Raw genomic sequence first — 21780 nt, forward strand, 5'->3', positions numbered from 1 at the left:
TGCATACATTTGTGCAGGCTTTTTTTATGCTCTCAAATGAAGAACATCTTACAACTCTTAACGCTTTCCATTTTAATCTTTGGGTGCGAAAGTTCTGACGAACGCACAACTCGATTTTTCAATCTGGGAAACAATGCCCTAAACAAGGGAGATTATGACCAGGCGATTGAATACTACAATCAATCTTTAAAAGAAACTCCTGATTACGCACCTGCTTTGAATAATCGTGGAGTAGCTAAAATTGAGTCTGACCATCCTTACGAGGCAATCCTTGATTACAATCAGGCAATAACAATCCAGCCTGATTATTTAGATGCACTCTTCAATAGAGCTTATGCTTACGAGGAGATCGGCCAGTTTGAAAAAGCGTTAAATGATATTGATGCTATTCAGAAGATTTCAGGAGATTCATCTTTTGTCTATTTCTATCAGGGGTTGATTCAAACCCAAATGAGACTATATGATGAAGCACTTAATAGTTTCCAGGTCGCTGACAGCCTTAATCCATTAAACCCGGAAACGCTAATCAATATGGCTACCATATTTTACTTTAAAGAGGCGTATGATACGGCAATTAATCTGGTGAATCGGGTTTTGGAATTGAGTACTGAGGATGCCAACGCATTTAGCCTTCTTAGTTTAATAGAATTAGAAAAAGGTAACTATCAGGGTTCATTGGCAGAAGTCAATCGAGCAATGGATATCGTTCCCGGCGAACCGTATTTTCTGAATAACCGTGGCTATATCTACTTGCAAATGGATTCACTCAATGCTGCAATTGGAGATATCAACCGCAGTATTGTCCTAAACCCTAAAAATGGTTGGGCTTATCGGAATAAAGGGATTTATATGATGAAAAAGGGTGATTTAAAAGAGGCAATCAATCTCTTTAATAGGGCAATTACGACCGGAGAATTTATAGATGAGCTTTACTTTTATTTGGGAAACGCACATTTTAAGCTCGGAGATACCAAAACAGCCTGTTCTTCATGGAAAATTGGTAAGAATCTTAATGAGTTAAAAAGTCAGCAGATGCTGGATCAATATTGTAACTGATCGGTTTTCAGGAAAAGTTGCAATAATGAGACAAGGTGACTGAAAACCAGTACCGGAATGATGAAAGTTGGTAACAGTATATAAGGAAAGAAGAATACAGCCAGATTGGCTACATCTGTTAGGGATGGGGTGTAGAAATAAGGCGTATAACCAATGGCCATTCTTACAAACAGGAAAAGCAATGCAACAGACATCAGGTTCCAGAATATGGCCCCAATTCTATTCTGAGTGCGTGAACCCACAAGGAAAACTGCTGCAAACGGTGCTGAAATTCCTGAAATAATATCCAGGTTTGATCCTTCGAAAGTGACATCCATCGGCATAGCTTTTGAGATGGCAAGCCACCATAGCACCATTTGGAGTGGAATTCTTACAATATGAATATAATGAAGCGTTGTGATCGGCATTTTGGCGATTACAGCTCTGGATCTGGGAATTATAAAAATGAAAAGGATGGAAGAAAAAGCAATGCCGGCGGTTATCGGAATTCTGGGGATACCGGACAGGTTTGTATAGAATCCGTCAAACACAAGAACACAAATAGTAAAAATCCAGGCTACCAGAATGGTGATGACAAGCGAAGAAGTAATGTTTTTCTTCCCCGGAGTGGCATAGCTCACAGCGTAATATATAAAACCTAGCAGGGCGATTACGATGGCGATAAACGTTCCCGCTACGTATCCAGGGACATCTTCCATTTGATATGAGTAGGGTGCTTCTAGCAAGATAAATAAAAAATGAAATCAAACTGTCATGCTTAATTTGCATCGAAATGAATTTCGATGAACTGACCGGATTCTTGGAGAAGCGTGTGCAAATGCCCATGCCCGGAGACGTTGCGCACCAGAAAATGAAGCCAAAAATGGCAAATGGAGCTCCTTTAAAATTAAAACACAGCACTCCGCCACGCAGAGGAGGTGTACTGATTTTGCTCTATGAAGATCAAGGAAAGGTGCGATTCCCACTTATTCAGCGGCCTAGTTACGATGGAATACATAGTGATCAGATGGCCCTCCCGGGAGGAAGATATGAGGAGGAAGATCTTGATCAATTTCATACAGCTTTAAGGGAAAGTCATGAAGAGATTGGAGTAAGTAAAGAAAAAGTGGAGGTGATAGGTAGTTTATCGGAGTTTTTTGTTGCTGCCAGCAACTACATGGTCTTGCCTGTCATTGGTAAACTGGATCATAATCCCAAATTCATTCCTGAACCACGAGAGGTGGCAGACATTGTTACCCCACTGGTCAGTGATCTTATTGATCCTAGTCGTTTGAAAGAAAAGGAAATAGTGGTTAGGAATGGATATAAACTACAATGCCCCTATTTCGATTTGGAAGATCGCACAGTCTGGGGAGCTACTGCAATGATGTTAAGTGAATTGGTAGAAATTCTAAAAGAATATCCGGTTCGGTAACATATTCATTACCCAATCATAACTTTTTACGTTATTGATCGTCATTGTTTGACAAGTAATTTTGAGTATGGAACCTTTTGAAAGAGAATATGACGACTCAATGTCGGATTTTGATGATCGTTTAGATATCAATGAGGATTATTATACGGTTGAAAATGATGATTCTGAATCACTAAAGGAAGAAGATGGATTTTATCGCCACCTTGATGAATACTAATCCCAAATAATCCTTACTTCCTTCTGATCTATTTACTAATTTTGCAGCGGCAAACGGGTACGACCAGCTCCTGCTGAATCCCCCAGGACCTGACGGTAGCAAGGGTAGGCGGTCGTAGCGGTGCGATGCTTCGTTTGCCATTTTTTCTTTCCTCAAACTAACTTCCTTAACAAATGAAATTTTTCATTGATACTGCAAATCTTGACGAAATCAGAGAGGCTCAGGATTTGGGCGTACTCGATGGTGTAACGACCAACCCATCACTTATGGCCAAAGAAGGCATCACAGGTGAGACGAATATCCTGAAACACTACAAAGACATCTGCAACATCGTGGACGACAATGTAAGTGCAGAAGTGATAGCTACCGAGTATGATAAAATGGTAGCAGAAGGGAAAGAGTTGGCTAAAATCGACGACAAGATTGTCGTGAAAATACCAATGATCAAAGATGGTGTTAAAGCCATTTCAGCTTTGACTGCTGCGGGAATTCGGACAAACTGTACCTTAATATTTAATGCAGGACAGGCAATTCTAGCTGCGAAGGCAGGAGCAAGCTATGTTTCTCCATTCATCGGTCGATTGGATGATATATCCATGGATGGATTAGCATTGATTGAGCAGATTGTAGGAATCTATGATAATTACGGATTCGAAACGGAAGTATTAGCAGCCTCAATCAGACATAATATGCACTTGATACAGTGTGCTGAAATTGGTGCTGATGTTGCAACCTGTCCGCTGAGTGTCATAACAGGGTTGCTTAAGCATCCGTTAACAGATTCAGGTCTCGAGAAATTTTTAGCTGATTATAAAAAATCGAACAAATAAGATAATACGTAGTTGGTGATGGAAGCATTAGATTTACTTAAGTTAGAAGAAATGTACATCATCAAGGTGAAGGGAAAAGCTAAAATTCCTGACTATATTCAAATCAGGGATCAGGACTTTGTACTGGTTGCTTACTTCAGAACCGACCGTCCGCTCAAACGTATGGATAAGTTTGGTCTTGAAGGGAAAGATCAGGAGCTTAAAAACCTGATCAAAGAGTTGCCATACGGCAAACTTCAAAAATTAGAGTTATAAGTAAATCAAATGTCTTTTTCTGAAGAACCCGTCGTTCGCGTTTCCAATGCATCCATTTTTCAGGAAGATCATACGGTCTTAAGTGAACTAGATTTCACCATTGACAAAGGAGAATTTGTCTATCTGATCGGCAGAACAGGAAGCGGAAAATCCTCACTTTTAAAGACATTATATGCTGACTTGCCTTTGAGGTTAGGTCATGCAGAAGTAGTTGGCTATCCCATCAGTAGTATAAAGTCCAAAGATGTTCCTTTCCTTCGTAGAAAGATTGGCATCATCTTTCAGGATTTTGAACTTTTTTACGATCGATCAGTTGCAGAGAACCTGACTTTTGTGATGAAAGCAACTGGCTGGAAAGAGCCGGCTAAGATGAAAAACCGAATAGCCGAAGTTTTGATGAGGGTTGGACTCGGAGCTATTTCAGCCAAGATGCCACATCAGCTTTCCGGCGGGGAGCAGCAGCGTGTGGTGATTGCCCGGGCTATGATAAACGAACCTCAAATTCTTTTCGCAGATGAGCCGACTGGTAATCTGGACCCTGATGTAAGTGACGGTATTTTGAAACTTTTCGAAGAGATCAACAACAGCGGGACAGCCGTCTTGATGGCGACTCACAATCATAAATTCATCGAAAGATTTCCACATAGAGTTTTGAAATGTGAGAAAGGAAGAATACTTGATTCTTCCAAAGAAAAATTCGAACTGAGCGGTTGGTTTTAATCTCCCTATTTTTTTCGGCGTACCTTTGTCAGACATAAGGAATGGCACTAAGTATCGCTATTTCTTTAAACAATCTTTATGACATTTAATTCATTGGGTTTGTCCGAACCCCTGCTGAAAGCAATCAGTAAAAAAGGATATTCAGAACCTTCACCTATACAATCGAAGGTTATCCCCATTATTTTAGAGAAAAATGATGTGCTGGCTTCAGCACAAACCGGAACAGGAAAAACGGCCGGGTTTACTTTGCCTATTCTTCAACTTTTATCCAATGGAGAAGTTTATCGCAAAAGACCGGTGAGAGCACTTATCCTTACTCCTACACGAGAGTTAGCAGCACAGATTTATGATAACGTCAGAGCCTATTCGGCTTACATGGACATCAGATCTGCAGTAATCTTTGGAGGGGTAAAAGCCAATCCCCAAATAGCGGCATTGAGAAACGGAGTGGACATCCTAATCGCCACACCGGGACGATTACTCGACTTATACAATCAGCAGGCACTTTCTTTACATAAGGTTGAAATACTGGTATTGGACGAGGCAGATCGAATGTTGGATATGGGCTTTCAAAGAGACATCAATCGCATTTTGGATAAGCTTCCGCCCAGGAGACAAAACCTTCTTTTTTCAGCTACTTTCTCCAGAGAGATCAAACGTCTGGCAAATGAGTTTATGCGCCAACCAAAATATGTGGAAGCAACTCCGGAAAACACGACCGTTGAAAAAATCAACCAGCAAGTATACCGTGTAGATAAGAATCGAAAAACTGATTTGATACTTGATTTGATTGCCGGAGGAAGATGGCAGCAGGTGCTGGTATTTACCCGTACCAAACACGGAGCAAACCGATTGGCAGAAAAGATGGTGAAAGCAGACATCAGTGCTGCAGCCATCCATGGAAATAAGAGCCAGGGAGCCAGAACCAAGGCTTTGGATGGATTTAAAAAAGGAAATGTAAGAGTTTTGGTGGCAACAGACATTGCGGCACGGGGTTTGGATATACCTTTATTGCCACATGTGATCAATTTCGAATTGCCCAATGTGCCTGAAGATTATGTGCATCGGATTGGACGAACAGGAAGGGCAGGAGCGAGTGGGATTGCACTGTCATTGGTTAGTTTAGATGAAATGGAGTATTTACGAGACATTGAAAAATTGATTGATACGCAGATACCAAAGGAGGTGATGGAGGGGTTTGAACCAACAGAAAAGCAAGGAGACTTGCCTCCGTCTACAAAAAAGAAGAACTTTAAACGATCAAATTCAAAGCCCAAAAATTTCAGAAGAAATAAAAATCCAAAACGCAAGTAAACAATGAACAACCTCCTTATTTATGGTGCTTATGGATATACAGGGCGATTGATTGTAAAAGCTTGTCTGAAACAGGGAATAAAACCCATTATTGCTGGTAGAAGTCCGGAAAAGGCCATGATTTTTGCCAACAAACATGGTCTGGAATATGACGTGTTTGAAGTTTCAAACAGGGAAAAGCTGGAAAACTGGTTGCGAAGAGGAGATGTAGTGATTCATTGTGGCGGTCCATTCATACACACTGCCAAAGCGATGGTTCAGGGATGCTTAGCTACCAATACACATTACCTGGATATTACGGGCGAGTTTCAGGTTTTTGATTTAATAAAAGAGTACGGAAATAAAGCAAAAGAGAAAGGCTTGATGCTGCTTCCAGGTGTAGGTTTTGATGTAGTTCCATCGGATTGCCTAGCCAAGCACCTACACAATAAACTACCTTCTGCTACCGATTTAAAGCTTGCTTTTGTCAGCAAGGGAGGAAAGCTTTCACGTGGTACAGCCAAAACCATGATTGAGAATTTGGGTGAGCCGCAGACCAGGCGAAGAGATGGAGACTATGAAGGTGTTCCAATGGGAAAGTCTGCCATGGAAATTGACTATGGTTCATTCAAGCAGATATCCATGGGGATTTCCTGGGGTGATATTTCCACTGCCTATCACAGCACCGGAATCCCGAACATTGAAGTGTTTTCAGGAACTACAGAGCAGCAGCTTTCAAAAGTGAAACGTGCCATGAGGTTATCATTTATGCTTCGGTCTCGAACCATTAAAAATTTTCTGATGAACCAAATGGACAAGCGACCGGATGGGCCCAAAGGAAAGAGGAGAAAGGAATCAAACATGTATTTGTGGGGTCAGGTGAGTGATGGAAATAAGAAATTAGAAGCAAGGCTAGTTACTCCGAACGGCTATACGCTTACTGCTCTCACCTCTGTACTGATTGCCAATAAGATATTAAACGGAGACATCAAGCCTGGTTTTCAGACTCCATCTTCAGCTTATGGGGAAGGGTTGATTCTTGAGATCGCAGGATGTGAGTATTTGTAATGCTGAAAAGCATTATTCTACAAAACTGTTATATAATGGCTCAAATCTGAGCTTAGTGAGTGATTCCCATGACTCGATCATTACTTATGGGAATGATCTCCCAAGGGAATAGGGAGAGCGTTTTTGCCGTATTCCCTTGCGAATGAGGTACGAATGAGGCATGGGAATCTCAACAAAACAGCTCAAAACTCTAACGTCAGCTGACTAGGAGTTTCCGGCTCCTCATCTTTCTTAAAATTCGAAATACCAACTCCGATTAATCGTATCCCTTCTTCATTTAAGAGTTGTTCCGTAAAGAGGGATTTGGCTACCTGGACATAAACCTCTTCTTCATTGATGGCCTGATCCTCCGTTTTACTTCTGGTAATCTGTTGGAAATCCGCATATTTGATTTTGATGGTGATGGTATGTCCATCCTCAGCTTTACTTTTTTTATAGCGCTCAAACGAGATGTGCGCGATCCGTTCAATCTCCTCGATGACATCCTCCCATTCATAAATGTTGTCCTCGAAGGTACGCTCTGCGCTGACTGATTTGGTATCTCTCGTAGGTTGTACTTTTCGAGGATCAATTGCCCGACAGATGTTGTAGTAGTACTGACCTGATTTGCCGTATCGTAGTTTCAGATCTTCCAGGGACTTTTTGCGTAGATCCTTTCCGGTAAAGATTCCTGCCATTACCATCTTCTCTGCTGTTACTTTCCCGATCCCGTGAAAGCGATGTACAGGTAGCTTAGCCACAAACTCCTCTGCATCCACCGGTAGGATGACGTAAAGGCCATCTGGCTTGTCCATGTCCGAGGCAGTTTTGGCAAGGAACTTATTGTAGGAGATTCCGGCGGAGGCAATGAGCCCTGTTCGTTCTTTAACCTTTTGCTTGATCTCTTTAGCGATAAGTGTAGCCGAGTTCAGTCCAATCTTGTTCTCCGTTACATCGAGATATGCCTCATCGAGGGAGAGTGGCTCCACCAGGTCGGTATATTCAAAAAACACTTCTTTGATCTGTGCTGATAGCTCTTTGTATCTGTGGAAGCGAGGTTGCACAAAGATGAGATGTGGACATTGCTTAGCTGCTTTTGCGGAGGGCATGGCTGACTTCACGCCATACTTGCGGGCTTCATAGCTGGCAGCTGCAACAACGCCGCGCTGCGAATTACCACCAACAGCCACAGGCTTGCCTATAAGCTCCGGGTTATCCAGCTGCTCCACAGAAGCATAAAATGCATCCATATCCACATGTATGATCTTACGATGCTCCACTTGTGCAAAGTAAAACAGGGAAATGACAACCCTATGTCACTTAGTGATCTAGTAAATGTTAGATTAAGTATAAATAGATTATTTATTCACAGGTATAATACTTATCGGTGAAATGCTCGTTTGGACACCACTTATCCAAATTCACGATATATACATCACTTCTCAATTTACTTTTATGGGCGTCCAAATATGCTGCTGCCTCACTTTTAGAAGTGAATATTTTCGAAATAGTTCGAAAGTAATTTCCACGGTAGAAAATCTTTGGATTCTCAATTCCGGCATTTTTGAGATTATTTAGTTCATATTCAGATTCTTGCAGATTAGTATCTCCTGTAAATACAATGACCCATCTACCAACATTTATTTCCAATAAACTTCTCTCATAAGTTGCCTTTTCTTGCTGGACAGTATTTAGTTTTTGTTGCTCTTCTTGAGTTAAGGTAGCTTGACTAAGTAGTTTGTTTTCTGTTTCTTCTAATTCTTTGAATTTTTTGTAGTCGGACTTAATCGTATCTTTATATGCAATCCATCTATCTCTAAGTCGTTCGGTCGGTGTTACGGTAGAGAAATATTGAGCAAGCTTCCATCTGGTTTCTATATTATCAGCTTCTAAAATCGTAGCAACATATTTATCATACACTTGCATTTCTTTAATTCCTGCCTCTCGTTCGGTAAATCCTGCCTCGATGGTTTTGGCAGAAAACACAATTGCCACTGAGACGATGTACCATTTGCTTATCTCTATTAGCTTTTCCAGATTCTCCTTGGATATTTTTCCTCCCCAAATAAAATAAATGCTTAAAATGACAATGGCTAATAATGGAATGCCTACATATACTAAGCCAAACCAATTGATTATGTTAGAAATAACTTCCATCTGTATAATATAGCTAACAATAAGCGATCAGGTGTGTACTATAAACCAATATAGTTAAGTATGACTGGATTTACAACAAAGACTTTGTCTGTCCTTTGCTTGTACAATGCTTTCGGGCTGCAAATCCGAAAGCACTTAGCAGCGAGACGCTAAGGCCAGAAGGGGGCATGACTCAGCCTCCAGTGCTCTTGGTATTCATCTCGCGCACCGCCCGTTCAATGCCGTGCGGAGTAAGAGGAAACATGGGCACGATTTGTTTCATCGCCTGAATGGTGTAGGTGCCTGGCTAGTACTTCAGTGGTTCGGGGTTTAGCCACACAGATTTTTTGAATTTCTTTACGATTGCCTGAATGTTTCGGATGCTCAGTGCGCTTAGTTCATAAGGCGCCATGGCAGAATCTCCGATGAAAAATACCCGGTAGTCTTTATTGTGCATCAGCAGCTTTTCAACCGAAATGTATTTAGACCTACGCTCATCAATCCAGACCCGATCGTAGATAGTATTGTGAAAATAGTATACCTCCAGGTCGTGAGCGAATCGCGTTCTCATTTTGCGAAATAGCTGCTGGACAGTTCGAACATATGGAGACATAGAATACCCACCATTATCGATCAGGACAATAATCTTCAATTCTTCATTTTTCTCACTGGAAACCTCCGGGATAAATAGGCCTCCACGTTTGAGCCCCGACTTGATCGTATGTGGTATATCCAGCTTTTCTATAGCGCTCTCTTCAATAACCCCTTTGATAGAGGCAAGTGCAGCGTCTACATTATTGTCGTTCAGTAGCGCATCCCGATCCACCGGATAATAGTTTTTGTCACCGATAACTTTCCGTGCCATCCGACCACCACCTTGTCCACCTACGCGGATTCCACTTTTAGCAGCACCACCATGTCCATAAGGGGAAATTCCACCCGTGCCAATCCAATGACTACCGCCGCTGTGATTGGTGCGTTGCTGGTCTTTCACCTTTTCCATTCGTTCCAATAGCTCTTCCAGTGTCAGATCAGAATAGTCAGCCATTTTATCCAATACCCTTTCCACTGGCTGTCCGTCTATTTCCTGAGGGTCTCCATCTTCAAGGTCCGGATTGTCCTTATCCCAGATTTCTTTTCCATTGATCACTTCCTTGATGTCATAGGATGTGAGGTGCACCTGATCCAGAAACGTATTGACCAAATCTTCCTCGGTAAGGTCAACATCTTTGTCAGCTTCATCAATGTATTGGGTCTTCCATTTTTGAAAGGTCTCCGATCGTAAGATCGCATCTTCTAGTGTCTGACCAGGAGCTATCGGGACATGCAAAAAGTATTCGTAATATGCTTTAGTGAAGGGACCAATATCTGTAGGCTCCTTTACCACAATTCCTTTTAGGGTATTGTGAAGATCTCCCAGGGTTTTAACCAATCCTTTCTGCATCGCCTTCCTCAAAATGAGCAAGGTTCTTACATCAGCCTGAAGACCATGTTTTCGAAATGCATGTGGGAGTGAGCTTAACATTTAAATTTTCTATTCAATTGTCCCCTTGAGCCTGCCTGCGGCAAAGGCGGGGGACCACAGGGCTTCAAAATTTTTCATAGTCGTCCCACCACTCAATGTGGTGGGACGACTTTTAATTCCATGATGGACTTCCCAAATTGTTATCCGCACCAATCATTCGGTTAACACGTTCCATGTCCATTTGTGTTTTAATCAATGCACCAATTCCTTCTAGTCCTTCTATTTTCTCTATGGCTTCTTTAGGTGCTATGTCACTCATATACTTTAACCAATTCAGAATTTCCCTGGTGGTAGGAGCTCTTTCAAGTCCCAATCTTCTAAGGTGGTAAAATACATCCAGGGCTACTTTCACCACTTTTTCATCTACTCCGGGGTGATGTTTCGCTACGATCTTTTCCATTACATCCTTTTCAGGAAAATGAATGTAATGATAGATACACCTTCCTTTAAATGCCGTAGGAAGCTCTTGTTCTCTATTTGATGTGATCACGATTGCAGGCATATCTTTCTCAGACGCCTCAATAATCTCACCGGATTCAGGCATGATAAATTTACGATGACTTAAAGCATATAGCAGATCATTCGGAAACTCCCGAGGGGCTTTGTCAATTTCATCGATTAGCAAAACAGAGTTTGGCTTACTGTAAGCAATAGCAGCTGGTCCTTTCACTACATAATCAGACAGATTCTCAGGATTTCGATTATTGGTAGGTCTACTCTGCAGCCCTTTTTCTTCACGTTGGGCATTGAGAATTTCTATCTGTGAATCTCGTAAATATTTCACATGATCAAATCTTGCAACAAACTGCTCTACATTGCTTTTAGATCCAACAGGATATACCTCAATATCAAGTCCCCGATCTTTTGCATAGTGAATCGGTAGTTCTGTTTTACCTGTACCCGGTTCACCTTCAATAAGTAGCGGCATCCCGAGTGTGCGTGCCATGTGAAATGCCTGTGCCAGTTCCGGATCGCAGAGGTATTTTTCAGATCCGGTCCAGTGTGTAGTTTCTGCCATTATAGATTAACTGTTTGCTGCAATTTTAGTTCATCTTCATTCATGAGCGAAAGAAATCTCAATTGTTCATTTTTTAAAGTCAGGGAACTAATAAATTTTACCGTTAAGCGAAAAGTCTTTTAATATTTTCAAACAAATCGTTATCTTTTATAAAACATTAGGAATTACGCTTAAACCACCAGCAAATGGAAAGCACCACCGATTCTTTCATTGGGAATCACATACTTGATAGAAGGATACGAACCACCCTGTCCAACGCTAAAATTACGTTATGTGAGCTAAACCTCACCACTCGGACCATTCATTGGTCTGTCGATCATTCATTTCATTTTTTCGAGTTTTCCAAATCCTATGGTGGGACATTCGACGGTTATTTTGAATTGATACATGAAGATGATAAGGAAAAGGTAGCCAGGGCCCTCGAGAATTTGAACGCGGAAGAATACATGACCCTTCAGCATCGGGTTTTATGGACAGACGGCACCTATCATTGGCTGGAAGGAATAGGTAAGCTTTACCAGGAGAATGGTGCATTACTTTTAATTGGCACCATTCAGGATATCACCGAGCGGAAAAATTTGGAAATAGAGCGTGAAGACTGGGAGCAAAGGCACAAGCTGGTAGCTGATGCAGCGGGTATTATTGTTTACGATTATGATATTGAATCCGGAAGTATCATTTGGAGTGGAAATATTGAAAGGATTCTATCATTCTCCAATGAAGAAATGGGAGATATAAACCGATGGGGAGGACTTATACATCCGGATGATCGTGAAGCTACATTTCAAGCCTTGGATGAAGCGCAAGCTCAATTGAAGACTTTTGAAGTCTATTACCGCTTCAAGAGAAAAGATGGTGAATACCGAAACATATATGATAAAGGCACCTTTCTGTCAAATGGGAAAAAAGCAATTCGTATGCTTGGAATGATGAGTGATGTGACTGAAATGATGCAGTCACGCATGGCATTGACACAAAGTGAGAACCGGTTTAGGTCTCTCATGAATAATTTAAACATTGGGGTAGCATTGTACGATCTTAATACTGTCCCTATTATGCATAATAAGACTGCCTTTACCCTTTTGGGGATGACAGAGTCACAGTTTGTCGGTACAGCAGCTCTCGACTCAAAATGGAATGTAATTGACAGTGATGGAAATAGCATGCAACCGGAGGACTTCCCCATTCCGAGGTGTATAAAGCAAAAACAGGCAATCAAACAAGTAGTGATGGGTGTTTATAGACCTGTCACAAAAGACCGGGTATGGTTGATGGTAGATGCTGAACCAATCTATGATCACAATCAGGATTTATTGCATGTAATCTGTACATATATGGATTTTTCTGCCCGGAAAAGAATGGAAGAAATTCTAAAAGAGAAAAACCGGCAATTAGTTACAACCTCAAAGGAGGTTGAGCGTAGGAACGAACGGTTGGTTGAATTTGCACAGATTGTGTCTCACAACTTGAGGTCACCGCTGAGCAGCATCGCTGGTTTGAGCGAATTGTACTTCAATAGTAGTGAAAAAGATAAAGACCAGGCGGTGAGCTATATAAAAGACGTTTGTGACAAAGCTTTGGGAACAATCGATGACTTGAACCAGGTGTTGAAAGTACAACAGGATGAAAGGGTTAAATCTGACCTGATAGCGTTTGATGAGTGCCTGGGTTCTGTTTTGGAACTTTTGAAAATTAGCCTTTTGGAAAAAAACGTTATAATCGAAACAGATTTTATTCAAGCTCCGAGTATTAATTATCCGCAGGTTTTTCTGGAAAACATTTTACTGAATCTGGTCAGTAATGCGATAAAATTCAGCTCAAAAATGGAAAAGCCGAAGGTGATTATCCGAACTGAAAGGATTGAAAATAATGTTGTTTTGTATTTTACAGATAATGGATTAGGTATAGATTTGTCTAAGTATGGAAAAGATATTTTTTCTTTTGGAAAGACCTTCCATGTTAACAAAGACAGCAAGGGTGTAGGGCTATTTCTGGTGAAAAATCAAATACGAACAATGGGTGATGAGATAGAGGTAGAAAGCATGGTTGATAAGGGTACAACATTTAAAATTGTCTTTAGGAATCAGTATGAATAATAAAGTTATTGGGTTGGTTGATGATGAAGAAGTGTTTCATTGGATAGTGGAGAAGTATGTGAAAAAACTAAATGAAGGATGCAAATTCATGTCCTTTTTTAATGGCGAGGAGATTTTAAAATACTTGAACTCAGCGCCAGAGGAGGTGCCGGACATTTTGCTTTTGGATTTAAATATGCCGATTTGCAGTGGATGGAGGTTTTTGGAAAACTATGTGAGCTCTAAAGTCAAGACAGATATGGATATTTATATCCTTAGTTCATCGATAGATCCAGAAGATAAAGTAAGAGCTAAGAATTTTTCTATAGTCAGGGAATTCATTTCAAAGCCAATCAGTAATGATTTTTTAAAGAGAGCGTTGAAAAGAATTTAGCTATAACATGGTTGATTCAATTACAACTTTAGCTCACCAGCTTCATTCAACAAACTTTTTAGTTTTGGATAATTTTCTTTCATGTTTCGCTCTATAAAGTCCAATGGTACATCATCGAACGAACCATAATCGTCTAGGTATTCCATAAATTCCTTCCCTTCCTGATTGTATTCCTGGAAAATGGAGTCTTCGCTTCCATCAAACTCCAAAGGTTCTACACCAGTGAGTCTACATAATTCCTGATTAAATGCAGGAGTTGCTTTTACCCATTTTTCATTCAAAAAAACATCAACCATTCCATGAGGGGTAAGCTCATTTGTTCCAAATTTTTCTGTGAGCCGTTCTATCGCAATGTGATTTTTAACTTTTGCAAGGTGAAGTTTGGCAGGAATACCTAGTGCCCTGAGTCCAGCAATGTAAAGTACGGATTTATCAATGCAGTGCCCATGATCTTTCCGCGCAATGTTACTTGCCTTTAGGGCCTCTTTTCTGAAGCTGATATCATAGGGATTATATCTCCAATTATCACGTACTTTCAGGTAAAGTCCAGCCGCTTTCTCCTGATCACTCAAATCAGGCGCTTTAAATTCAGCAATCAGTGCTTGTATTTCGGGTGACTCATAATCAAAGAAATAAGTACTTTTTGTGTTCTCTGTCATTCTATGTTTGAGATGAGGTTTAATTCAGACTTATCTTCAGAGTATCATTCGCGTTTTGTTTACCGAATATGACTTCTTTAATTCGAGGACGTTCAATATGTGTCAATGGCATGATTGTTACACTTCCTGTTCTAGTTTGGAATTCTACAAAACCCTGAGTATCCTTTTCACTTTTTAAATCAAAGTTCTCAAGAAGTTTGATCAAGGTTTGAGTACCCTCAATCTTTAAATTTTTAATTTTATCAAACCCGTTTGAATGGGTTATTTCATCCACTGAAAATCTCTGATCAATGTGATAATTGATAAAAAAGATATGTGCGAATTCCGATTTACTGGGGAATGAAATATAAGTCCATAATTTGCCAGGTGTAACATAGTACCGAATACCCAAAGTATTCAATTCAGATTCGATTCTATTGCGAGTTAAGCCAGTGAAAGCAAGGTAAGCTCCTTTAATTCCATCTTTTATAAGTGAGTCATATTCTTTCGCGATTGCATCTTTTGGTTCCCCCTCAATAGACATTAGTTCAAAGGAGCTATAGTTATGAAACTTAATATGGGCGTTGATCAAACCGTTTTCATGAAGTCTGCCTTGTTTAATAGAGAATCCCTTTTTAGAAAAATCATCAATTGCTTCATTTAGATTAGTGTTTATCGATATCACATGATCGATAACTAGTTCTTGGGAAAAAGTTGGTAAAGGCATTCCTGTCGCTATCAATAAAAGGATTTTAAGTCTCAGAGTAAACCACATAGAAGTCTTTATACTGTGTATAACAGCGGGTTTGTTGGAATAGGTTTCTTTCTCTTTTACCTGATGGACCGGGAGCTGAAGCGAATTATTGTGGGGTAGGGGATTAAAGATTTGGGACATTCTAAACCAACTGGTCTTAGCGTCTCGCTAAGACCGCTAATCCAAAAATACTAATTCAATCAGACCTTTCTCTTCCCCATAATCTCTGGCACTACTATACGTCCAATCTCTGGGCTCATCTACAAATCCCGCTGCAACTGGATTTTGATGAATGTATTCCAGTTTTGAGTCTATGATTTCGTTTGAATTCATTTCTATCGGATGATTATGCTGCTGCCAAAACTGAAAGTCTCTATTATTAGATTTCGCTATTCCAGCTTTCACCATTGCATTCATCAGCCATTGCTTCCTACTTTCTTGAGGATTGTTTTCAATCGCTTTTCTTATGTGCCTTGATGTATATGATTTGAAATCTCTGATAATGTCTTCGAGCTTCATTGTACCGGAAGTACCAATGATCAAATGCGCATGACTGGTCATCAAACACCAGGCTCCAACCTGCAATCCTTTCTCCTTTTGACAATACTTTAAGCTATCAATGAATATGTTCCTGTATTCTTCTCTTATGAATATATCCATCCAATGGATTACCGTGAAAGTGACGAAATAAAACTTCTCCTGATCACGGATGGCATACTTTCTACCCATCCATCAAAAATAACACATAAACTGGTTGGTATTGGTCTCAGCGAGACGCTAAGACCAGAGAGGGTGGCTTTTACTTGAGCAAATGAGATATTGGTTAGGAAGATGATTGTCAGGGTGAAAAGTTTGGTTTTCTTTTTCATTATGTGAAATTTATATCATAGTGAAGATCGTTTATAACGATCAACCAAAATCCATAGGCTTACACTTTACAAATGCTCCTGAGTGTCTAGTTCCGATACCATTTACAAATATCTCAGCAAGCCTATGGATTTTAGTTCCTGTTATTGATTTTCAATGAGTTGAACTTTCTCTTTGAGTTGGGTATTTTCAGTTTCGAGTTGGTTCATTCGCTTGTTCATGTCGATCATGTAGAGAGTTAGTTCCTCGATCTTCTGTAGCAATTTAGCGTTCATCTCTCCAAGATTGACACCATTCTCCGTTACCTCTTCTTCACTAGGTATTTCAGGAAGATGGCCGTTCTCGTTTATATGCTGTTCTACTTCTTCAAGAGTTCTGAGTTCATAATCTTTCTCAAAAACAAAGTCCGACCAACCACTTGCTTCTACTTTGATTTCTCGTGCTCCAATTGAGCCTTCTACAGCCAATTGGTGAGACCCCATCGAGTTTGTACCAATTCCAACTTGGCCATTATTTTGGATGAAAAGTCGATCGGTATTGTTTGTACGTAAATGTAAGTTAGCATTACCTTCAGCATCTATTACCACTCCTGAACCACCTGACCAAAGTTGCATGTGTTGAGTGCCAGAACCATTTGTAATCCTCATTCCATTGCCAGCTCCAGTTTCGGATTGGCGCAAGGTGAATAGGTAATTACCAATAGCACTAGTTCCAACTCCTATTTGGCCATTATTCTTAATATAAATCCTATCTTGATTATTAGTCCGAAGATGTAGATTAGCGTCCCCTTCGGCATCAATCACAACACCAGTTCCACCTGCCCAAAATTGCATGCTTTGAGTACTAGACCCATTGATAATTCTCATTCCGTAACCTGTTCCGGTATTGGACTGCTTTAACGAAAGCGAATAAGTGCCTAGCGTACTTATTCCTATTCCGACATTGTCAGTAGTTGTTAAACTGGTTCCATTATCTGACCATTGAGCAAAAACTGGAAGGTGGAATAGAATGACTAATAAGGTTAAGAGAATTGTCTTTTTCATATCTTTTGAAGATGATTGTTGAAGTTCAGAAATTGATCATAACTATAATGAAACAAGCATAAACCCATGCCAATTACGGTTTAAATGCTTTTCACATTATTCACCTTCAAATATACCGTTATCAAACAAAAACCCCTCACCGTTTCCGATGAGGGGTTTCAAATTCCCCTCCCTGGAGCGGTTCGACGGCTCGAGGTTAGGGGTGGGTTTCTTTACACCACCTACTAATTACTTCAATACACTAAAGTCCCACGTGTCCAAATACTTCGTAGTAAAGTTCCCGGACTTAAATGCTTCGTCATCCATCATTGCCAGGTGGAAAGGAATGGTCGTTTTGATGCCTTCGATTACCGTTTCTTCCAATGCACGCTTCATTTTAATGATTGCTTCCTCTCTGGTCTGCGCACTTACGATCAACTTACCGATCATCGAGTCGTAGAAAGGAGGGATAGTGTAGCCTGCATATACATGGCTATCGATCCGCACACCATGGCCACCGGGGAAATGAAGGTTTGTGATCTTGCCCGGACTTGGTCGGAATCCATTCGCAGGATCTTCTGCATTGATACGAACTTCAATCGAGTGTAACTGTGGGTAATAATTTCGTCCTGAGATCTTCTCTCCGGCAGCAACTTTGATCTGTTCTTTAATCAGGTCATAGTCAGTCACTTCTTCTGTGATCGGATGCTCTACCTGAATACGCGTATTCATCTCCATGAAGAAGAAATCGCCATGCTTGTCTACAAGGAACTCGACAGTACCGGCTCCTTCATATTTGATAGCTTCAGCGCCTTTTATAGCTGCAGCACCCATTTTCTCACGTAGTTCTTGCGTCACAATCGGAGAAGGGGTTTCTTCGATTAGCTTCTGGTGTCTTCGCTGAATGGAGCAATCCCTTTCGGATAAGTGGCAAGCTTTTCCGGTGCTATCACCAACTATTTGAATCTCAACGTGACGGGGCTCTTCCACAAATTTCTCCATGTACATCCCATCATTTCCGAAAGATGCCGCTGCTTCCTGTCGGGCACTGTCCCAGGCCTTTTTGAATTCACTTTCTTCTTTGATGAGCCGCATACCCTTACCACCACCACCGGCAGTCGCTTTGATCATCACCGGATAGCCGATTCCTTTGGCCAACTTCATGCCTTGCTCTGCAGACTCCAGCAACCCCTCAGATCCGGGGACCACAGGAACACCGGCAGCAATCATCGTTGCTTTCGCAGTTGCTTTGTCTCCCATTTTGCTGATCATCTCTTCGCTTGCGCCGATGAACTTGATACCATTTTCTGCACAAACTCTTGAGAATTCCGCATTTTCAGACAGGAAGCCATATCCCGGATGAATAGCATCAGCATTGGTCACCTCAGCAGCGGCGATGATATTAGGAATTTTTAAATAGGAATCCTTGCTGGCTGCAGGGCCGATGCATACCGCCTCATCAGCAAATCGAACATGAAGACTTTCAGCATCTGCTTTTGAATACACCGCCACCGTCTTGATACCCATTTCCTTACAGGTACGGATAATACGTAATGCAATCTCGCCTCTATTGGCGATCAAAATCTTGTTAAACATAGGAGGGTTGTTTACGAAGGTTCAACAAGGAAAAGTGGCTGATCGTATTCTACTGGTTGCGCATTGTCTACCAGCACTTTCACGATTTTTCCAGACACTTCAGATTCAATTTCATTGAATAGCTTCATTGCCTCAATGATACAGACAGGATCTCCTGCTTTTACCGAGCTACCAACTTCAACAAATGCCGGTGATTCCGGATTTGCAGAACGGTAGAATGTACCGATCATTGGGGATTTTATTTCTATCAGGTTACCATCAGATGCAGGAGCACTTCCACCACCATCTGCAGCGGGAGCAGGGGCCGCCTGAGGGGCTGGTGCCGGAGCGGGTGCTGCCAGGGGAGCCGGAGCAGAAGCAATCACATGCTGCTCAGCACTTCGCTTGATGCTCACCTTAAAATCATCTGTTTCGATATTTACTTCTTCCAAACCTGACTCAGAAAGGAAGTTTATTAATTCTTGAATTTCTTTGGCCTTCATAGGTTAATTGTTGATTAATAAAATCTTAAGAACTAAGGTATAAAATTTCTTTCAGGGAGCGTGAAATTATTTAACTCGCTCCACATAAGTTCCATCAACGGTATTGATCTTGATGACCTCATCCTGCTCAATAAACATTGGAACCTGTATGGTTGCTCCGGTTTCTACTACGGCATTTTTGGTAGCATTAGTTGCAGTATTACCCTTCACACCGGGATCCGCCTGAGTTACAGTCATAATCACGTGCTGTGGGAGTTCACATCCAAGAATTTTTTCTTCTTCAGCATGAAAAAGGATTTCAACTTCCTGTCCGTCTTTAAGAAACTTGGGTGCGTTGATAAGATTTTCTGGCACGGCAACCTGTTCGTAGGTATTGGTATCCATGCAGTGATATCCCATATCATCTTTATATAAGAATTGATGGGGTCTTCTCTCTACTCGTGCAGTAGTCACTTTTACCCCGGATGAAAAAGTATTGTCCAGCACTTTTCCAGTAGAAATGCTTTTTAATTTCGTTCGAACAAACGCAGGACCTTTACCTGGTTTTACATGCTGAAATTCTACAATAGTGAATAGATCATTATTGTATTCAATCACTAATCCATTTTTGAAATCTGCTGTACTTGCCATGAAATTATTTTTTGACTAGTTATTTAGGATCGTATGCCCATTTTACCCAGATAGCTCCCCAGGTGAATCCTCCACCAAAAGCTGCTAAAATAAGGTTGTCTCCTTTTTTAAGTTTGCTTTCGTAATCAAACAAACAAAGAGGAATGGTCCCACTGGTAGTGTTGCCATACTCTTCAATATTGAGCATTACTTTTTCATCACTAACCCCCATTCGGTTTGCCGTAGCATCGATGATTCGTTTATTTGCCTGATGGGGCACAAGGTAAGCTACATCTTCGGCCACAAGACCATTCCGTTCCATCACCTGAGCAGCAACGTCGGCCATGTTTTTAACCGCAAACTTGAATACGGTGGATCCTTCTTGGTAGGCGAAATGCTCTCTGTTTTTCACTGTTTCTTCAGATGCAGGGCGTCTGCTGCCACCGGCTTTCATATGAAGGAATGGCTCACCAGAACCATCCGATTTTAGAATGGAATCTTTGATACCAAAATCTTCCTCGGTAGGTTCTAACAAAATAGCACCTGCTCCATCGCCAAAGATGATACAGGTAGCCCGGTCAGTGTAGTCTACTATGGACGACATCTTATCAGCACCAATCACAATTACTTTCTTGTATTTGCCGGTTTCAATAAACTGAGAACCGGTAGCCAGGGCATAAAGAAAACCTGAGCATGCAGCCTGGATATCATATCCAAATGCATTCACAGCTCCTATTTTATTTGAAATGATATTGGCAGTGGCCGGAAATACAAGATCTGGTGTTGTAGTTGCACAAATCACCAGATCAATATCCTCTGCTTTGGTATTGGTTTTTTTCAGTAGCCCCTCAACAGCTTTCACAGCCATTACTGAGGTGCCCTGATTTTCACCTTTTAGTATATGTCTCCTTTTGATGCCCGTACGTGAGGTGATCCACTCATCGTTGGTGTCCACCATCTTCTCAAGGTCTTTGTTGGTTAATACATCCTCAGGGACGTAACCATGAACGCCAGTTATGGCAGCTTGAATTTTAGGCATCTGACTTAGCTTAAGCTAAAACTTCTTTCTCCATCACCACTTTACCTTTATAGTAAAGTTTGCCTTCATGCCAGAAAGCTCTGTGTGGAAGGTGTGCTTCACCTGTAGTAGGACAGATTACGAAGCTCTTGGGAGTAGCTTTGTAATGTGTTCTTCTCTTGTCTCTTCTGGTTTTCGAAATCTTTCGTTTTGGATGCGCCATCTCTTTCTCTATCTAAATTTTTCTTATTTCAATTTTTTTAGGGCTTCCCATCTGGGATCAGTGCTCTCTTCCTGTGATCCTTCATCTGTATCCGAAACATAAATCATTTCGTCAGTTTCAGGTTCGTCCTGGAATTTTGGATGAAGTTTTTTCATCGGTACTTCCAGACTGATTGATTCGTACAAAAACTCTGCAATATTGATTTCCTGTTCCCCTTTCAATATCACAAATACATCCTCACTCAATTCCTTCTCTTCGTCCCCGTATTTGTAAATGACTTCCTTATTTATAGAAATAGGGTAGTCGAAAAGCTCCAGGCTTCTATCGCATTCTAACTCAATGGAACCCTCAATGGTCAGATCGAGTGTAATCATGGAGTCTGTTTTTGTCAAAATCACATCACAAGTGCCTTTGCCCTTGCTTACCAGACTATTTTCGAAATGAGTGAAGAAATCGTCATTAAATGCGAAATTAAAGTCGTGAGTGCTGTTACTCAGTCCGAAAATCTCAATTTTAAACGCTTTCAAATCCTTCATGTCCGTCCACTTCCCGGTAAAGACCCGCAAATTTAGATAGTTTCCAAGTACTACA

Annotated in this window: 25 protein-coding genes; 10 read left to right on the plus strand and 15 right to left on the minus strand. The window is 41.0% G+C overall.

The annotated features are described in order from the left end of the window. The first annotated feature begins 36 nt into the window (after positions 1 to 36). Entirely contained in the window at positions 37 to 1056 is a 1020-nt protein-coding gene (locus RIC88_RS19435) for a tetratricopeptide repeat protein (RefSeq protein WP_350219243.1), read from the plus strand. Here the strand turns inward: RIC88_RS19435 and RIC88_RS19440 are convergent. Continuing rightward, a complete protein-coding gene (locus tag RIC88_RS19440) occupies positions 1041 to 1754 on the minus strand; it encodes a DUF8737 domain-containing protein (protein ID WP_350219244.1) in 714 nt (237 codons plus the stop codon). The genes RIC88_RS19435 and RIC88_RS19440 overlap by 16 nt on opposite strands. 74 nt (positions 1755 to 1828) lie before the next feature. On the opposite strand from RIC88_RS19440, the gene RIC88_RS19445 reads away from it, so the two are divergent. The 7 genes from RIC88_RS19445 (at position 1829) to RIC88_RS19475 (ending at position 6853) form a co-directional block, all read left to right on the plus strand. After that, positions 1829 to 2470 (plus strand): NUDIX hydrolase, encoded by a 642-nt coding sequence (locus RIC88_RS19445; RefSeq protein ID WP_350219245.1) that lies wholly within the window; start codon positions 1829 to 1831, stop codon positions 2468 to 2470. Positions 2471 to 2537: 67 nt separating this feature from the next. After that, entirely contained in the window at positions 2538 to 2687 is a 150-nt protein-coding gene (locus tag RIC88_RS19450) for a hypothetical protein (protein ID WP_350219246.1), read from the plus strand. A gap of 173 nt (positions 2688 to 2860) precedes the next feature. Further along, positions 2861 to 3517: a fructose-6-phosphate aldolase gene (gene fsa / locus RIC88_RS19455; RefSeq protein WP_350219247.1), complete on the plus strand. Its 657-nt coding sequence runs from the start codon at positions 2861 to 2863 to the stop codon at positions 3515 to 3517. Positions 3518 to 3568: 51 nt separating this feature from the next. Beyond that, the gene (locus RIC88_RS19460; protein ID WP_350219309.1) at positions 3569 to 3772 is read left to right on the plus strand and encodes a fructose-6-phosphate aldolase; all 204 of its coding nucleotides are present in this window, start codon (positions 3569 to 3571) and stop codon (positions 3770 to 3772) included. Between the two features lie 9 nt (positions 3773 to 3781). Continuing rightward, positions 3782 to 4492: a cell division ATP-binding protein FtsE gene (locus RIC88_RS19465; protein WP_350219248.1), complete on the plus strand. Its 711-nt coding sequence runs from the start codon at positions 3782 to 3784 to the stop codon at positions 4490 to 4492. A gap of 78 nt (positions 4493 to 4570) precedes the next feature. Then, positions 4571 to 5806, plus strand: coding sequence for a DEAD/DEAH box helicase (locus tag RIC88_RS19470; protein ID WP_350219249.1), 1236 nt, complete (start codon positions 4571 to 4573; stop codon positions 5804 to 5806). A gap of 3 nt (positions 5807 to 5809) precedes the next feature. Beyond that, a complete protein-coding gene (locus tag RIC88_RS19475) occupies positions 5810 to 6853 on the plus strand; it encodes a saccharopine dehydrogenase family protein (protein ID WP_350219250.1) in 1044 nt (347 codons plus the stop codon). A gap of 182 nt (positions 6854 to 7035) precedes the next feature. Here the strand turns inward: RIC88_RS19475 and dinB are convergent, their stop codons facing one another. From dinB to RIC88_RS19495, 4 genes are all read right to left on the minus strand, one after another. Next, a complete protein-coding gene (gene dinB / locus RIC88_RS19480) occupies positions 7036 to 8112 on the minus strand; it encodes a DNA polymerase IV (protein WP_350219251.1) in 1077 nt (358 codons plus the stop codon). A gap of 82 nt (positions 8113 to 8194) precedes the next feature. Further along, positions 8195 to 8989 carry a pilin gene (locus RIC88_RS19485; protein ID WP_350219252.1) on the minus strand — a complete coding sequence of 265 codons (795 nt, stop codon included), beginning with the start codon at positions 8987 to 8989 and terminating at the stop codon, positions 8195 to 8197. Positions 8990 to 9275: 286 nt separating this feature from the next. After that, positions 9276 to 10493, minus strand: a complete 1218-nt coding sequence (locus RIC88_RS19490) for a hypothetical protein (RefSeq protein WP_350219253.1) — start codon at positions 10491 to 10493, stop codon at positions 9276 to 9278. A gap of 112 nt (positions 10494 to 10605) precedes the next feature. Continuing rightward, on the minus strand, positions 10606 to 11511 hold the full coding sequence (locus RIC88_RS19495; RefSeq protein WP_350219254.1) for an AAA family ATPase: 906 nt from the start codon (positions 11509 to 11511) through the stop codon (positions 10606 to 10608). A gap of 185 nt (positions 11512 to 11696) precedes the next feature. On the opposite strand from RIC88_RS19495, the gene RIC88_RS19500 reads away from it, so the two are divergent. Together RIC88_RS19500 and RIC88_RS19505 are read left to right on the plus strand one after the other, a co-directional pair. Continuing rightward, positions 11697 to 13607 (plus strand): PAS domain-containing sensor histidine kinase, encoded by a 1911-nt coding sequence (locus tag RIC88_RS19500; RefSeq protein WP_350219255.1) that lies wholly within the window; start codon positions 11697 to 11699, stop codon positions 13605 to 13607. Continuing rightward, positions 13600 to 13980 carry a response regulator gene (locus RIC88_RS19505; protein ID WP_350219256.1) on the plus strand — a complete coding sequence of 127 codons (381 nt, stop codon included), beginning with the start codon at positions 13600 to 13602 and terminating at the stop codon, positions 13978 to 13980. The genes RIC88_RS19500 and RIC88_RS19505 overlap by 8 nt, the downstream gene beginning before the upstream one ends. Positions 13981 to 14000: 20 nt before the next feature. Here RIC88_RS19505 and RIC88_RS19510 read toward each other — a convergent pair whose 3' ends face one another. The 10 genes from RIC88_RS19510 to RIC88_RS19555 form a co-directional block, all read right to left on the minus strand. Further along, positions 14001 to 14639 (minus strand): transglutaminase-like domain-containing protein, encoded by a 639-nt coding sequence (locus RIC88_RS19510; protein WP_350219257.1) that lies wholly within the window; start codon positions 14637 to 14639, stop codon positions 14001 to 14003. 19 nt (positions 14640 to 14658) lie between these two features. After that, positions 14659 to 15360, minus strand: coding sequence for a VOC family protein (locus tag RIC88_RS19515; protein ID WP_350219258.1), 702 nt, complete (start codon positions 15358 to 15360; stop codon positions 14659 to 14661). A 189-nt stretch (positions 15361 to 15549) separates the two neighbouring features. Continuing rightward, entirely contained in the window at positions 15550 to 16101 is a 552-nt protein-coding gene (locus RIC88_RS19520) for an REP-associated tyrosine transposase (protein ID WP_350219259.1), read from the minus strand. 281 nt (positions 16102 to 16382) lie between these two features. Then, entirely contained in the window at positions 16383 to 17282 is a 900-nt protein-coding gene (locus RIC88_RS19525; protein ID WP_350219260.1) for a hypothetical protein, read from the minus strand. 228 nt (positions 17283 to 17510) lie between these two features. Further along, on the minus strand, positions 17511 to 18857 hold the full coding sequence (accC, locus tag RIC88_RS19530; protein WP_350219261.1) for an acetyl-CoA carboxylase biotin carboxylase subunit: 1347 nt from the start codon (positions 18855 to 18857) through the stop codon (positions 17511 to 17513). Positions 18858 to 18868: 11 nt separating this feature from the next. Continuing rightward, entirely contained in the window at positions 18869 to 19339 is a 471-nt protein-coding gene (gene accB / locus RIC88_RS19535; protein ID WP_350219262.1) for an acetyl-CoA carboxylase biotin carboxyl carrier protein, read from the minus strand. Between the two features lie 66 nt (positions 19340 to 19405). Continuing rightward, entirely contained in the window at positions 19406 to 19969 is a 564-nt protein-coding gene (gene efp / locus RIC88_RS19540) for an elongation factor P (protein ID WP_350219263.1), read from the minus strand. 19 nt (positions 19970 to 19988) lie between these two features. Continuing rightward, positions 19989 to 20987, minus strand: coding sequence for a beta-ketoacyl-ACP synthase III (locus RIC88_RS19545; protein WP_350219264.1), 999 nt, complete (start codon positions 20985 to 20987; stop codon positions 19989 to 19991). A 10-nt stretch (positions 20988 to 20997) separates the two neighbouring features. After that, complete coding sequence (gene rpmF, locus RIC88_RS19550) at positions 20998 to 21189, minus strand: 50S ribosomal protein L32 (RefSeq protein WP_089356102.1); 192 nt, start codon at positions 21187 to 21189, stop codon at positions 20998 to 21000. A 23-nt stretch (positions 21190 to 21212) separates the two neighbouring features. Next, positions 21213 to 21755 carry a YceD family protein gene (locus tag RIC88_RS19555; RefSeq protein WP_350219265.1) on the minus strand — a complete coding sequence of 181 codons (543 nt, stop codon included), beginning with the start codon at positions 21753 to 21755 and terminating at the stop codon, positions 21213 to 21215. Between the last annotated feature and the right edge of the window lie 25 nt (positions 21756 to 21780).

Origin of the sequence: Ekhidna sp. (assembly GCF_040220215.1) — a bacterium.
GTDB lineage: Bacteria > Bacteroidota > Bacteroidia > Cytophagales > Cyclobacteriaceae > Ekhidna.